Annotated in this window: 13 protein-coding genes; 3 read left to right on the forward strand and 10 right to left on the reverse strand. The window is 70.9% G+C overall.

Features of this window, described 5'->3' with window-relative positions:
• Nucleotides 1-140 precede the first annotated feature (140 nt).
• Nucleotides 141-1,124: an NAD(P)-dependent oxidoreductase gene (locus RAB71_RS18070; RefSeq protein WP_010341048.1), complete on the forward strand. Its 984-nt coding sequence runs from the start codon at nucleotides 141-143 to the stop codon at nucleotides 1,122-1,124.
• A 3-nt stretch (nucleotides 1,125-1,127) separates the two neighbouring features.
• Here RAB71_RS18070 and RAB71_RS18075 read toward each other — a convergent pair whose 3' ends face one another.
• The 7 genes from RAB71_RS18075 to RAB71_RS18105 all read right to left on the reverse strand — a co-directional run bounded on the left by RAB71_RS18075 (nucleotide 1,128) and on the right by RAB71_RS18105 (nucleotide 9,463).
• Entirely contained in the window at nucleotides 1,128-2,387 is a 1,260-nt protein-coding gene (locus tag RAB71_RS18075; protein WP_010341047.1) for an MFS transporter, read from the reverse strand.
• A gap of 146 nt (nucleotides 2,388-2,533) precedes the next feature.
• A complete protein-coding gene (locus RAB71_RS18080) occupies nucleotides 2,534-3,223 on the reverse strand; it encodes a hypothetical protein (protein ID WP_010341046.1) in 690 nt (229 codons plus the stop codon).
• A gap of 100 nt (nucleotides 3,224-3,323) precedes the next feature.
• On the reverse strand, nucleotides 3,324-4,124 hold the full coding sequence (locus tag RAB71_RS18085) for a hypothetical protein (RefSeq protein WP_104609529.1): 801 nt from the start codon (nucleotides 4,122-4,124) through the stop codon (nucleotides 3,324-3,326).
• A 285-nt stretch (nucleotides 4,125-4,409) separates the two neighbouring features.
• Nucleotides 4,410-5,747: a sigma-54 dependent transcriptional regulator gene (locus RAB71_RS18090; protein ID WP_010343623.1), complete on the reverse strand. Its 1,338-nt coding sequence runs from the start codon at nucleotides 5,745-5,747 to the stop codon at nucleotides 4,410-4,412.
• Nucleotides 5,732-7,168: a HAMP domain-containing sensor histidine kinase gene (locus tag RAB71_RS18095; protein WP_010343624.1), complete on the reverse strand. Its 1,437-nt coding sequence runs from the start codon at nucleotides 7,166-7,168 to the stop codon at nucleotides 5,732-5,734. Before RAB71_RS18095 ends, RAB71_RS18090 begins: the two co-directional genes overlap by 16 nt.
• Nucleotides 7,169-7,286: 118 nt before the next feature.
• Nucleotides 7,287-8,996, reverse strand: a complete 1,710-nt coding sequence (gene poxB / locus RAB71_RS18100; protein WP_029562184.1) for a ubiquinone-dependent pyruvate dehydrogenase — start codon at nucleotides 8,994-8,996, stop codon at nucleotides 7,287-7,289.
• Nucleotides 8,997-9,124: 128 nt separating this feature from the next.
• Complete coding sequence (locus RAB71_RS18105) at nucleotides 9,125-9,463, reverse strand: hypothetical protein (protein ID WP_010343626.1); 339 nt, start codon at nucleotides 9,461-9,463, stop codon at nucleotides 9,125-9,127.
• Nucleotides 9,464-9,662: 199 nt separating this feature from the next.
• Between RAB71_RS18105 and RAB71_RS18110 the strand changes: the two genes are divergently transcribed.
• Entirely contained in the window at nucleotides 9,663-9,890 is a 228-nt protein-coding gene (locus RAB71_RS18110) for a hypothetical protein (protein ID WP_010343627.1), read from the forward strand.
• Nucleotides 9,891-9,970: 80 nt separating this feature from the next.
• Here the strand turns inward: RAB71_RS18110 and RAB71_RS18115 are convergent, their stop codons facing one another.
• The 3 genes from RAB71_RS18115 to RAB71_RS18125 all read right to left on the reverse strand — a co-directional run bounded on the left by RAB71_RS18115 (nucleotide 9,971) and on the right by RAB71_RS18125 (nucleotide 12,783).
• Nucleotides 9,971-10,402, reverse strand: a complete 432-nt coding sequence (locus tag RAB71_RS18115) for a low affinity iron permease family protein (protein WP_010343628.1) — start codon at nucleotides 10,400-10,402, stop codon at nucleotides 9,971-9,973.
• 168 nt (nucleotides 10,403-10,570) lie between these two features.
• The gene (locus RAB71_RS18120; RefSeq protein WP_010343629.1) at nucleotides 10,571-11,695 is read right to left on the reverse strand and encodes an acyl-CoA desaturase; all 1,125 of its coding nucleotides are present in this window, start codon (nucleotides 11,693-11,695) and stop codon (nucleotides 10,571-10,573) included.
• Between the two features lie 11 nt (nucleotides 11,696-11,706).
• Nucleotides 11,707-12,783 carry a ferredoxin reductase gene (locus RAB71_RS18125; protein ID WP_010343630.1) on the reverse strand — a complete coding sequence of 359 codons (1,077 nt, stop codon included), beginning with the start codon at nucleotides 12,781-12,783 and terminating at the stop codon, nucleotides 11,707-11,709.
• A 94-nt stretch (nucleotides 12,784-12,877) separates the two neighbouring features.
• On the opposite strand from RAB71_RS18125, the gene fabR reads away from it, so the two are divergent.
• The gene (gene fabR / locus RAB71_RS18130) at nucleotides 12,878-13,522 is read left to right on the forward strand and encodes an HTH-type transcriptional repressor FabR (protein ID WP_010343631.1); all 645 of its coding nucleotides are present in this window, start codon (nucleotides 12,878-12,880) and stop codon (nucleotides 13,520-13,522) included.
• The last annotated feature ends 83 nt before the right edge of the window (nucleotides 13,523-13,605 follow it).

Consider the following 13,605-nt stretch of genomic DNA (forward strand, 5'->3'; position numbering starts at 1 on the left):
GCGATGGCGCTCGTTCGCCGAATAGCTACCACGGACCGTCCTTCGGTATCGTTGGCCGACAGGACGTTGTTGCAGTCGAATGCGGCCCGCCGCACGCGCTGCTTCGCGACCTGGCCCATCTCGTCCCCAAAGGAGTCCGCATGCCGCTGTATCCCCTGTTCGCCGACCTGGCCGGGCGCCGTGTGCTGGTGGTGGGCGGTGGCGAGGTGGCGATGCGCAAGATCGAGGCGTTGCTGCACGCCGGTGCCGACGTGCTGGTGTACGCGCATGCGCTCAACCCCACCGTGGCGCAGTGGCTGGCGCAGGGCCGGCTGCAGCGCGCCGATGGCGCCTTCGACCCGCAGTGGCTGGACGCCGCCTGGCTGGTGGTGGCGGCCACCGACGACGATGCGTTCAACCGGCAACTGGCCGAACAGGCCGGGGCGCGGCGCAAGTGGGTCAACGTGGTCGACGACGCCGCGCTGTCGACGTTTCAGGTGCCGGCGATCATCGATCGCGACCCGCTGCTGATCGCGATCTCCTCCAGCGGCGCGGCGCCGATGCTGGCGCGGCGCCTGCGCGAGCGTTGGGAAACCGAACTGGACCATTCCTACGCCGAACTGGCGCAGTTGTTCGCGCGCCACCGCGCCGCGATCCGCGCGCATCTGCCGGACCTGCCGCAGCGCCGGCGCTGGTTCGAGCAGGTACTGGAGGGGCCGGTGCAGACGTTGCTGCAGAGCGGCCAGCGCGAGGCCGCCGAGCAGGCCTTCGCCGACAGCCTCAACCGCAGCGACGACATACCGCGGCAAGGCAGCGTGTGGCTGGTCGGCACCGGCAACGGCGACCCCGGTGCGCTGACGCTGAAGGCGCTGCGCGCGCTCAACCAGGCGGATCTACTGCTGGTGGGTGCAGATGTCAGCGCGGCGGTGCTGAGCCTGGCGCGTCGCGATGCCAGCCGCCAGCCGCTGCCGGACGATCCAGCCGCGCATCTGGCGCTGCTGATCGAACGGGCGCACGCCGGGCAGCGCGTGGTCAGCCTGCTGCCGGGCGACGCGTTCCGGCAAGCGCCACACGCGGCGCTCGCAGCGCAGTTGGCCGCCGCCGGGATCGCCTGCGAGGTGGTACCCGGTGTCGCGCCGGGCTGAGAACTAGGCCGGCAGCGGCGGCACCGGTTCGTCGGCTGCGCGGTCGCGCTTCGCCGTCACCAGGTGCTTGCGCATCCCCACCCACAACGCCAGCGACAGCAGCGAGATGCCGCCCAGCAGCAGGAATGCGGCGCGATAGCCGAACCCCTGCGCGATCCAGCCGCCCAGCGCCGGGCTCAGCGCTGCGCCGACGCCCTGCATCGTCATCACCGCACCCTGCCCCACGTTGACCCGGCCGGTGCCCTGCAGCAGGTGCGCCACCAGCGCCGGCACCGCCACGCTCTGCAGGCCGGCGCCGACGCCGTCGAGGATCTGCACCGGGAACACGCCCCAGGTGTGAATGAAGCTGGCGGCGATCAGCCCGCGCAGCGGCAGCGCCAGGAAGGTCAGCAGCAACACCCACCAATGCCCGCGCACGCGGATCAGCCGCATCGCCAGCAGCGAGGCCAGCACCATGGTGGCCTGGGCGACGATGATGGTGGTAGCGGTCAGCGCGTTCGGGTCGCCCTGGTGCGCGGCCACCACGGCCATGCCGTACAGCGGCAGCATCGCCGCATTGCCGAGGTGAAACAGCGCCAGCGCTGCGGCCAGCACCAGCAAGGGCTTGCAGGTCAGCAGCACCGACCAGCCGCTGACGTGGGCGCCATTGTCGTCCTCGGCATCGGCCATGCCGCGGGCGGCGCGGTGATCGATCGCATCGCGCGGGATCATCAACACCGAGACGATGGCCAGCACGCCGAAGCAGCCGGTCAGCACGAACACCGCGCCGAAACCGAATTTCCAGCCGAGCAAACCGGCCAGCGCCGCGGCCACCACGTTGCCGGCATGGCTGCCGACCTGGTTGCGCGCGATCTGGTGATCGAAGCCGGCCTGGCGTACCAGGCCCAGGGTGATGCCGGACAGCGCCGGCCCCAGCGCGGCGGCGGCGAGCGCGGTCATCACCTGCGCGGCGATGACGCCCGGCAGGGTCGGCGACCACCACAACAGCGCCGAGGCCAGCAGGATCATGCTGCAGCCGACCACCACGATGCTGCGCTTGCGCTTGGTCGCATCGACCAGCGCACCGCCCGGCGTGGTGGCGAGCATGCCGACGATGCCGCCGGCGGTCATCACCGAGCCGATCGCGCCCAGCGACCAGCCCTTGGATTGCAGGAACACGCTCAGGAACGGGCCGAGCCCGTCCTGCACGTCGGCCATGGTGAAGTTGAGCGCTTCCAGCGCGCGCGTGCCGCGCGGGCGCGGGCGCTTCTCGGCGCCGCTCATGGGTCCACCGCCGACGAGCGCGGCGACAGGGACAGGAAAACGTGGTGCTGCGCAGGCGCGACGGGCGGCATGACGGTGTCCTGGAGGAGCGGTGGGAACACAGCCGCGGCGGTGGCCAGGGGCGCACCGCCGCGACGACGCGGCACTTAGTGGGACTTCGGCTTGGGTTTAGGCTTCGGTTTCGCCTTGGGCCCATGCTTCGGCGCAGCATCATCCGCATGCGCGTGCAACGGCTTGTGATGAGGCTTGGGCGTCTTCGGTTTCGGCGGCAACGGCTGCAGCGTCGCCGCGCTGGCGCCCAGCGCCTGCGCATGCAGCACCTGGCCATGCGCGGACTCAAGCAGTTCGCCCTGCGCCGCCAACGGCTTGCCGGCGGCCAGCCAGCGCGCCGATTCCGGCACCGCGTGGGGCGGGAAGCGCACGATCAGCCCGTCCTCCAGCAGCGCGCCATGCACCTGCCCGTGCGGGCCGTGCAACAGCCGCGCGATGGTGCCGGTGTGGTGCACCGCGTCCTGCGCGGACGTGGGCTTGGCCGGCGGCTTGGGCTTGGGCTTATGCGGCGCGGCATGCGGGCCCTCGTCGACGATGCGCTCGGCACCGTCCGGATCCACCGCCAGCGCCACCAGTACATCGGCGCCGCGCGGCTTGAGTCCGCGCACGCCGAGGCCGGCGCCCGGACGCAGCGCCTTCAGCAATTGCGCCGACAGGTGCGGCGGGGTGTGCACTTCGGTGCCGTCGTCGAACAGCAGGCCGTCGACGTCGGCCTTGGGGTTGAGCAGGAAGCGCGCGAGCGTGCCACGGGTTTCCGGCAGGGAATCGGGATCGACCCAATGCATTGCATTCTCCAGACGAACAAAGGGGGATGCCGGCGGGGGCCGGCAGCGCCCGCCGCGAACGGCGGGCGCAGGGGTCAGGCGCGATGCAGCAGCGCCCGGATCAACGCGGAGCCGGCGGCGGCGGGGGAGTGGCCGGCGCACCCGGTGCACCGGGCTGGGCCGGCGGCGGCGGGGCGGCCGGCGGCGCAGGCGGGGCCGGCGGCGCGAACACCGCCTGCAGCGAATTGCGATCACGGCCAACCTGAGTGGCCTCCACCGAGCGGCCGACCTGGGTCAGCACGCCGAAGCCGTTGACGCTCAGGCGCGCGCCGGGCCGCAGCAGTTCGCTGTACTGCTGGGCGGCCGGCGGCGGCATGCGCACCACGGTGCCGTCGCTCAGCAGCACGCCGGCGGTGTCGCCGCGCGGGCCGTAGACCAGACGCTCGATGCGACCATCGGCCTGCAGCGGGGTCAGGGACGGCGGCGCTGGAGGGGCCGGCGGCGGCGTCATCGGGTTCGGCGGACGGTCGACCACCTGCTTGCCGCTACGGCGCGCGGTGATGGTGCTGGCCTGCAGCAGCGGCAGGCTGCCCAGGCGGTAGCCCTGCACCGACACCGCATCGCCGCGGCGCACCGCGGCCTGCAGGTCGGCCGACAGGTGCGGCGGGAAGCTGACCTGGGTGCCGTCCATCAGCCACAGGCCATCGACGTCGCCATTGGGGTTGAGGATGAACCGCTCGACGGTGCCGTCCACGCGCACCGGCGTGGCGGCGACGGACGCCGCGGGCGGCGGCGGCGGCGACGGAACGCTACCGGGCGCCGGCGGAGCGGGAGGTGCGGGGGGCGCCGGCACCTGCGCGGTGGCAGCGGCAGCGGCGGTGGCCAGCACCAGGGACAGAGCGAGTGCGCTACGACGGATCATGGGAGTTCCTCCTGAGCGGCAGGGGCGCCGCTCGCAGGAGGGATAATGCAGAGGCCGTGCCAACTTTTAAGCCATTGATTTTAAAATGGATCTGTCGCTGACACGGCGTCGATGGTGTCTCCGTTCCATCCACACCTGTCCGCTTTGCGGACAGATGTGGATGGAAGGGGATTGGGGAGTCGGGATTGGGGATTCGTAAAAGCGCAAGACATCATGTGCGGCACTCGCTTCGACCAATCCCCAATCCCCAATCCCCAATCCCGGCGGCGCGCGCCAGCGCGTCGCCTACAGCCCGTACTCGTCGAGCTTGCGATACAGGAGCTGGCGATGGATGCCGAGCCGGCGCGCGGCCTCGGCGCGGTTGCCGTGGGCCTGGGTCAGCGCGGCCTGGATCATCTGCCGTTCCAGTTGCGCGATCGCCTGCGGCAGGGTCAGCGCCTCGGTGTCCAGCGTCGTGGGCGTCTCGGCGGGCTGGGCCAGCAGCTCGTCCAGGTCGTGCGCCTCCACCACCGGCGCGCGCACCAGCACCTGGCAGCGCTGCATGGCGTTGCGCAGTTCGCGCACGTTGCCCGGCCAGGGATAGGCGCGCAGACGCGCCTGCGCTGCAGTCGACAGGGTCTGCGGGGCGCTGCTGCCGGCGGCGAGGAAGTGCTGGGCGAGCAGCAGGATGTCGTCGCCGCGCTCGCGCAGCGGCGGCAGTTCGATCGGCACCACGTTGAGCCGGTAGCGCAGGTCGCTGCGGAAGCGCCCGGCGTCCACCGCCTGCAGCAGGTCGCGGTGGGTAGCGGCGATCACCCGCACGTCCACTTTCTGCGCGCCGCGCCCGCCCAACGGCGACACCTCGCCTTCCTGCAGGAAACGCAGCAGCTTGGCCTGCATCGGCAATGGCATGTCGCCGATCTCGTCGAGGAACAGGGTGCCGCCATCGGCGTCGCGGATCAGGCCGTTGCGGTCGCTCACCGCGCCGGAGAACGCGCCCTTGCGGTAACCGAACAGTTCGCTCTCCATCAGCTCGGCGGGAATCGCCGCGCAATTGATCGCCACGAACGGCTGCGCAGCACGGGTGCTGGCACGGTGCAGCGCGCGCGCCGCCAGTTCCTTGCCGGTGCCGGTCTCGCCGGTGATCAGCACCGGCAGGTCGGAGGCGGCGGCCAGGCCGATGCGCTTGTGCACGGTGCGCATCGCCGCGCTGTGGCCGAGCAGCGCGTCGTCCTCCTCCGCGGGCAGGGCCGGTGCGGCATCCGGCATGTCGTCGCCGCGGCTGCGCAGGGCGCGCTCGACCACCTCGGCGATATCGGCGCGGCCCACCGGCTTGACCAGGTGATCGAAGGCGCCGAGCTTCATCGCCTCGATGGTATTGCCGCTGGACGCATGCGCGGTGAGCATCACCAGCGGCACGCGCATGGCCTGCGCGTCGTCCTGGCGTGCGCGCATCAGCGCGATGCCGTCCATGCCGGGCATGCGGAAATCGACGAAGGCCAGGTCGAGGCCGCCCTCGCCCAGGCGCGCCAGGCCCTCGCGCGGGTCGGCCACGGCCACCACCTCGTGGCCGAACGAGCGCAGCGTCGCCTGCAGGGTGCTGAGGAACGCCAGATCGTCGTCGATGATCAGGATGCGCGCCATGGCAGCTCCAGGCTGAACTCGGTGATGCCGTCGCGATGCGTGTAGTGCGCCTCGCCGCCATGGGCGCGGGCGATCTCGCGCACCAGCGCCAGGCCCAGGCCGTTGCCGTCGCTGCGGCCGCTGGCGAACGGTTCGAACAGGTGCGCGGCCACCGGCGCCGGCACCGGCTCGCCCTGGTTGCGCACGCGCAGGTGCAGCAGGTCGTTCTCGGCCTGGGCGGCCAGGATCACCTCGGTGCCAGGCGTGGCGTGCTGCAGCGCATTGCGCAGCAGGTTGTGCAGGGCGCGCGCGGCCTGCTGCGGATCCAGCATCCACTGCGCCGGCGCCGCCTGCAGGCGCAGCGCGATCGGCGGCGTCTGCCCGTCCCAGTCGGCCGGATCCAGCAGCGCCTGCAGCCACGGCTGCAGCGCCACCGTCTGCCGGTGCAGGCGGATCGGCTGGACCATGCCGAGCAGGCTTTCCACCACCCCGTCCAGGCGCTGGATCTGCGCCAGCATCAACTGCGCCTGGGCGTCGTCGGCACCATCCGCGTGCGCGGCGATCTGGTTCTCCAGCGCCAGGCGCAGGGTCGCGATGGGGTTGCGGATTTCGTGCGCCACGGTCGCGGTCATGCGCCCCAGCGCGGCCAGGCGTTCGTGCCGCGACAGTTCCTCGCCGAGCCGGCGGGTCTCGGCCAACGCCTGCGCGTTGCGCTGCGCGTAGTCGGTGACCGCGGCACCGAGCCGGTCCAGCTCCGGCGCGCCGGTCTTCGGGATCTGCGGCACCTCGGCCGGCGTCGCCAGGGCCTGCTGGATGCCCTGCAGGCGCTGGCTCCAGCGCCGCACCACCCAGCCCAGCGCCAGCGCCGACACCACCACCAGCGCCAGGATCAGCGCCATCCCCAGCGCCAGCGGCAGGCTGGCCGCGGCGTCGCTGGAAGCCACGCGGGTCATGGCCCAGGCCGCGGCATTACGGTCCAGCGGGCAGGCCGCGATCAGCAGGCTCTCGCGCTGCCCGTCGCGGCGGTAGTCGACCGTGTGTTGCGCCTCCACCCCGCGCTGCACGGTGGCGACGATGACGTTGCGCTCGGCCGAGGGCACGTCGGTCTTGTGCTCGGTCCCATCGTAGGTCGGGTAGGCGTAAGCCAGGAAGCCGCGCTGGCGGTCCCAGAAGCCGCCTTCCACGCCGGCCGCATCGGCCAGCACCAACTGCGACACCACCGCCGCCAGGCCGGTGCCGTCGCTGCCGTGGGCAGCGGCGCTGGCGCCGTTGTAGCGCTGCACCATGCGCGTGCACACCTCGCGCAACCCGGTCTGCGCACGTTCCGCGCGCACGCCCTCGCTGTGCCGGTACAGCCCGACCAGCACCACCGCCATGCCGACGCAGGCGGCGACGATGACGATCCAGATCAACAGCAGTTGCCGCAGCAGCGAACGGGGCATGGCCTACCTTGGGCGCAACGGAAGAGGCGGGGCGAACCGCGGCGATCGTAGCCGGGTCGTCGCGGTCCCGCGACCCGACGTGGCGAACGACCGCCGCGGGCCGCGGTGTGGGCCGCGCTCAGCGCAGATTGGTCTTGACCAGTTCCAGCACCTCGTCGCCGCGTCCGCTCATCACCGCGCGCAGCAGGTACAGGCCCATGCCCTTGGCCTGTTCCAGCTTGATCGCCGGCGGGATCGCCAGCTCCTGGCTGGCCACGCGCACGTCCACCAGCGCCGGGCCGGGATGCGCGAAGGCTTCGCGCAACGCCGGTTCCAGTTGCGCCGATTCGTCCACGCGCAAGCCCAGAATGCCCATGGCGTTGCTCATCGCGGCGAAGTCGGGATTGCTCAGGTCGGTGCCGGTGTCAAGGTAGCCGGCCGACTTCATTTCCATCGCCACGAAGCCCAGCGAGCCGTTGTTGTAGACCACCACCTTCATCGGCAGGCCGAGCTGGGCCAGGGTGATGAAATCGCCCATCAGCATGGTGAAACCACCATCGCCGGACAGCGAGATCACCTGCCGGCGCGGGAACTGCGCCTGTGCGCCCAATGCCTGCGGCATCGCGTTGGCCATGGAGCCGTGGTTGAACGAGCCGAGCAGGCGGCGCTGGCCGTTCATGGTCAGATAGCGCGCCGCCCACACCGTCGGCGTGCCGACGTCGCAGGTGAAGATGGCATCGGCGTCGGCCAGCGCATCCACCATGCGGGTGACGAACTGCGGATGCAGCGGCTCGCCGGGCGCCGAGGCCACCGCCAGATCGTCCAGGCCCTCGCGCGCCTTGCGGTAGTGGGCCAGCGACTTCTCCAGGAACCCGCGATCCTCGCGCCGCTGCAGCCGCGGCAGCAGCGCGGCGATGGTCTCGCGCACGTCGGCGGCGATGCCCAGTTGCAACGGCGTGCGCCGCCCCAGCGCGGCCGGGTCGTTGTCGACCTGCACGATGGTGGCGTCCTTGGGATAGAACTGCCGGTAGGGGAAATCGGTACCGAGCATCAGGAGGGTGTCGCAATTGAGCATGGCCTGGTAGCCGGAACTGAAGCCGATCAGGCCGGTCATGCCGACGTCGAACGGGTTGTCCCACTCCACGTGTTCCTTGCCGCGCAGCGCGTGCACGATCGGTGCGCCAAGCGCGTCGGCCAGCGCCACCACCTCGTCGTGCGCGCCGGCGCAACCGCTGCCGCACAGCAAGGTGGTGGCCTTGCTCGCCTGCAGCAGATCGGCCAGCTTGGCCACGTCGGCGTCGGCCGGCAGGATGCGCGGGGTGGCCAGCGCCGGCCACGTCGTCGGCGTGCCCTTGGGCATCTCCTGCAGCGCCACGTCGCCGGGAATGACCACTACCGCCACGCCGCGGCGCAGGATCGCCGTACGCATCGCCCGCTGCAGCACTTCCGGCATCTGCGCCGGATTGGTCACCAGTTCGACGTAGTGGCTGCACTCGCGGAACAATTCCTGCGGGTGGGTTTCCTGGAAATAGCTCAGGCCGATTTCCGAGGACGGGATGTGCGCGGCGATGGCCAGCACCGGCTGATGGCTGCGGTGACAATCGAACAGGCCGTTGATCAGGTGCAGGTTGCCGGGCCCGCAGCTGCCGGCACACACCGCCAGCTTGCCGCTGACTGCGGCTTCGGCGCCAGCGGCGAAGGCGGCCACTTCCTCATGGCGCACGTGCATCCACTCGATGCTGTCCATCTGCCGCAGCGCGTCGGTCAGGCCGTTGAGGCTGTCGCCGGTGACGCCCCAGATCCGCTCCACGCCCGCACTGTGCAGGGTTTCGGCGAGCAGGCGGGCCATGGTCTGCTTGGACATACGCGCTTATCTCCGGGTGGGAAGCGGCATGGTCGCACCGCGCGCGTTACCGACGCGTGGCGCGGCCGGCACACGCCCGCGCCTGCAGAACGTACGTTCAGCGCACGGTGCGGCTAGTCTTCGCCGCGTGCAGCGGCAGCGTCGTGTGCCGCATCGCCATCGTCCTCGTGATAGCCGCCGGGCGTGGCCGCCTTGCCGTGTGCGCCGCCGGCATGCTCGCCGGTGGCGCCGTAGGTGCCGGCCTGGCCGAGGTTGGGCTGGCTGCGCCCGCTGCGGTCCTCGCCGTGGTCCTGCGGTGTCCGTGCGTGCGGCGATGGCATGGGCTGCGACGGCACGTCGCGGTCGCGACCGCGCGGCACGCCGCTGTCGGACGACACATCGCCTTGCGTGCCGCGGTAGGCAGCCTGGCGGACATCGTGCGTGCCGGTGGGAGGTGCGTTGCGCTGGGCCATGACGACGTCTCCTGCAGAAGCGTGTGAGCGGCTTACGCTAGGCCGACATGCGTTAGCCGACATGCAAGCTGCGATGAAGGCCGCGCGAGCAGCGACCAGGATGCCGACCGGCGCGACCACGCCGCACGCACGCGACCTGCACGTCTGCGCCACCCGCGCTGACCGACGCTGGCCGCTCCTTCCGCACTGGAGCCCTGCGATGTCCGGTCTACTCTGGAAACTCGCGCTGGCCGGCACGGCCTATGCCGCCATCCGCGCCTATCGCCGCAACGCCCACACCACCGTGGCCGACACGGCCTCGCCTATGCCACCAGCCGAACTGGATGACGGCCGGGCCACGCCCCCGCACGGCGACACCCTGCAGGGCGCCGAGCGTGCCTCGGCGACTGCGGCCCCGGACGATCCGGGCGGCGCCGTGCCGGCCTGATCCCTGCAACGCACAGCGGCGTGTCGCGCGCTCACCGCCGACACGCTGCTTCCGCCGTTCGCAGGGACGTGGACGTCAGCTCAACCTTTGGGGCGATCGTGGGTCTCGCGGCCATCGCCGTGGTGCGAATTGCGCGCACGCAGTTCCTCACTGGCCTTGCGCGCCAGTTCCTCGTATTGCTTGCGGATCTCTTCCAGCCGTTTCTCGTCCAGTTCTTCCAGATCCAGCAACTCGTTGTTGGCCTTGGCACTGACCCGGATCAGCTCGTCGAGCTTGATCTGCATCGCCGCGGTGTCGGCGTTCTGGGTGTGCTGGATCAGGAACACCATCAGGAAGGTGATGATGGTAGTGCCGGTGTTGATGACCAGTTGCCAGGTGTCGTTGAAGCCGAACACCGGCCCGCTGATGCCCCAGATCAGCACGATCGCCACGGCGATGCAGAACGTCCATGGCGTGCCGGCCGCATAGGACGCCTTCTTGGCGACGACATTGAACAGCTTGGCAGGTTTCATCGCAGGCCCTCGCGCAACGGGAGATGCCTGCAACGCCGTGCCCGGCATGTGCAGGCGCCCAGGATGATCTGAAGCGCGCCGTGAGCGAGACGTGCACACCGCGCCAGTGCCGAGCCAACGAAAAAGGCGGGGTTGCCCCCGCCTTTCTTGCTGTCCCTCGCGCGGCGCTCAGCCGGCCTGTTGCGTCGCCGCCTGCAGCGCGCGCACCGGGCGTGGCCGGCTCGGGAAGGCGTGGCGCAGGATCCGCCACACCACCTGGCCGAACTGCTTGGGCAGCGAGCCGGTGTTGTAGTGCTGGCCGTAGCGCGCGCAGATCTCGCGCACCTGCACCGCCAGCGCTGCGTAGCGGTTGGCCGGCACGTCCGGGAAGAAGTGGTGCTCGATCTGGTGGCTGAGGTTGCCCGACAGCACGTTCAGCAGCTTGCCGCCGGCCAGGTTGGAGGAACCGCGCAGCTGCCGCAGGTACCAGTGCCCACGCGACTCGTTCTTGATCGACTCCTTAGGGAAAGTCTCGGCGTCGGCGGTGAAGTGGCCGCAGAAGATGATCACGAAGGTCCAGATGCTGCGCAGCACGTTGGCGGCCAGGTTGCCCAGCAGCACCGTCAGGAAGAACGGGCCGGCCAGGGCCGGGAACAGGATGTAGTCCTTGAAGATCTGCCGCCCCATCTTGCGCCCCACCGGCAGGAAGCTGCGGCGCAGCTCGCCGCGCTTCATCTTGCCGGCCAGCCAGCGGCCCAGGCGCAGATCCTGGATCGCCACGCCCCATTCGAACAGCAGCGCGAACACCACCGCGATGAACGGCTGCGCCAGGTAGAACGGGCGCCAGCGCTGCTCGGGGAAGATGCGCAGCAGGCCATAGCCGATGTCGTCGTCCATGCCGCGCACGTTGGTGTAGGTGTGGTGCTTGAAGTTGTGCGTCTTGCGCCAGTTGTCGCCGGTGGCGACGATGTCCCACTCGTAGGTGTTGCCGTTCAGGTGCGCATCGCCCATCCAGTCGTACTGGCCGTGCATCACGTTGTGGCCCAGTTCCATGTTCTCCAGGATCTTGGACAGGGTCAGCAGCAGCACGCCGGCGATCCACGCCGGCACCAGCACGCTGTGCACGAAGGCGCCGAGGAACAGCAGCGCGCGGCCGGCCACGCCGGTGTAGCGCACCGCGGCGACGATGCGGCGGATATAGCGCGCATCGCGCGCGCCCAGGTCGGCCAGGGTGCGCGTGCGCAGCGCGTCCAGTTCGTCGCCGAAGGCCTGCAGTTCGGCCGGGGTGAGTGCGCGGTTGCGGGGAGCCGCCATGGGGAAGTCCTTCAGAGGTCCAGGGTCAGGTCGCTGCTGGCGCTGTTGACGCACAGCTTCAGCGAACCGGGTTCGGCGGCGTGGGCGCCGCTGAGCAGATCACGGGTGATGCCGGCCTGCTTGCCGCAGGCGCAGCTGTTGCAGATGCCCATGCGGCAGCCGTGCTTGGGCCGCAGGCCTTCGGCCTCCAGCGCGGCGAGCAGCGACTGGCCGCGTGGCAGCTGCAGCACGCAGCCACTGCGCGCCAGGGTCACCGCCACGGTGCCCTGCTCGACATCGGCAGGCGCCGGCGGCGGGCTGAACGCCTCGGCCTGGAAGCGCGCCACCTGGTGCTGCAGGCGCGCACGCGCGGCCTGCACGAAGCCGCCCGGGCCACAGGCCAGCACCTGCGCCTGCCCCAGGTCGCCCAGGGCCTCCAGCGGCAGCGTGTCCACGCGCGGCGCCGGCGTTTCGCCCTCGCCGGTGATGGCCAACTGCAGGCGGAAACGCGGATGTGCGGCAGCCAGCGCCTGCAGTTCCTCGCGGAAGCAGACCTGGTCGTGGCGTCGCGCCCAGTACAGCAGGTCGACGTCGGCCGGCATGCCGGCATCGGCCAGTTGCCGCAGCAGCGCACGCATCGGGGTGATGCCGCTGCCGGCGGCCAGCAGCAGCCAACGGCCGTGCGGCGCGGTCGGCAGCACCATCTCGCCATAGGCCTGGCCGAGCTCGAACACCTCGCCGATGCGCGCGGCGCCGGCCAGGTACTGGCTGACCCGGCCGCCGTCGACGGTCTTGACCGTGATCGCCAGGCGCCCGCCCGGCAGCGGCGTGGGGCTGTAGCTGCGCAGCAAGCGGCGGCCGTCGATTTCCACCCCCAGCTCCACGTGCTGGCCGGCACGCAGGCCGTGCCAGTGGCGGTTGGGCTGCAGCACCAGAGTCACTGCATCGCTGCTGGCGGCCTCGCGTTGCACCAGCCGGGCGCGCGGGCGCTGCCAGGTCCACAGCGGGTGCAGGCGGGTGGACCAGAAATCGAACACGTCCGGCTTGACCCAGGCGCGCAGGGCGCGGGCGGCAGGGCGGAGCTTGGCGGGACGGCGGGCAGCGTTCATGGGTGTCCACTATACAGGCGCAGAGACAGATGTCTATACACTTGTGCATTCATTGAAGGCGCTATCATCCCTCATTGCCTGGCCCGGTCTGCCCATGACGACGCTCTCCCCTCCCCCGTCCGCGGACACGCCGAACGCCCGCAAGGGCGCCATCTCGCGCGAGGACCTGCTGGCCGCCGCGCTCAAGCTGATCGGGCCGCACCGCAGCGTGTCCACGCTGAGCCTGCGCGAGGTGACCCGCGAGGCCGGCATCGCCCCCAACAGCTTCTACCGCCAGTTCCGCGACATGGACGAACTGGCGGTGGCGCTGATCGACCTGGCCGGCAGCTCGCTGCGCACCATCATCGGCCAGGCGCGGCAGCGCGCCGCCGGCAACCGCCGCAGCATCATCCTCAGTTCCGTGGAGACTTTCATGGAACAGTTGCGCGCCGACGACAAGCTGCTGCACGTCCTGTTACGCGAGGGCACGGTCGGTTCGGACGCGTTCAAGCACGCGGTCGATCGCGAGCTGAACTATTTCGAGGACGAACTGCGCGTGGACCTGATCCGCCTGGCCGCGCTGGAAGGCGCGCCGCTGCACGAGCCGGCGCTGGTGTCCAAGGCGATCACCCGGCTGGTGTTCGCGATGGGCGCCACCGCGATGGACCTGCCGCCGGAGAAGGATCCGGAACTGATCCGGCAGATCACCGCGATGCTGCGCATGATCATCGTCGGCGCGCGCACGCTCGCCGCCAGCTGAGTTCGCAGTGCGGCGGCGGCCGCTGCCGCAGCGCGCTGTCCGGCGCGTGCATGGGCCGGCGTCGTGACATGCCGCGCACATGG

Origin of the sequence: Xanthomonas sacchari (genome assembly GCF_040529065.1) — a bacterium.
Taxonomy (GTDB): domain Bacteria; phylum Pseudomonadota; class Gammaproteobacteria; order Xanthomonadales; family Xanthomonadaceae; genus Xanthomonas_A; species Xanthomonas_A sacchari.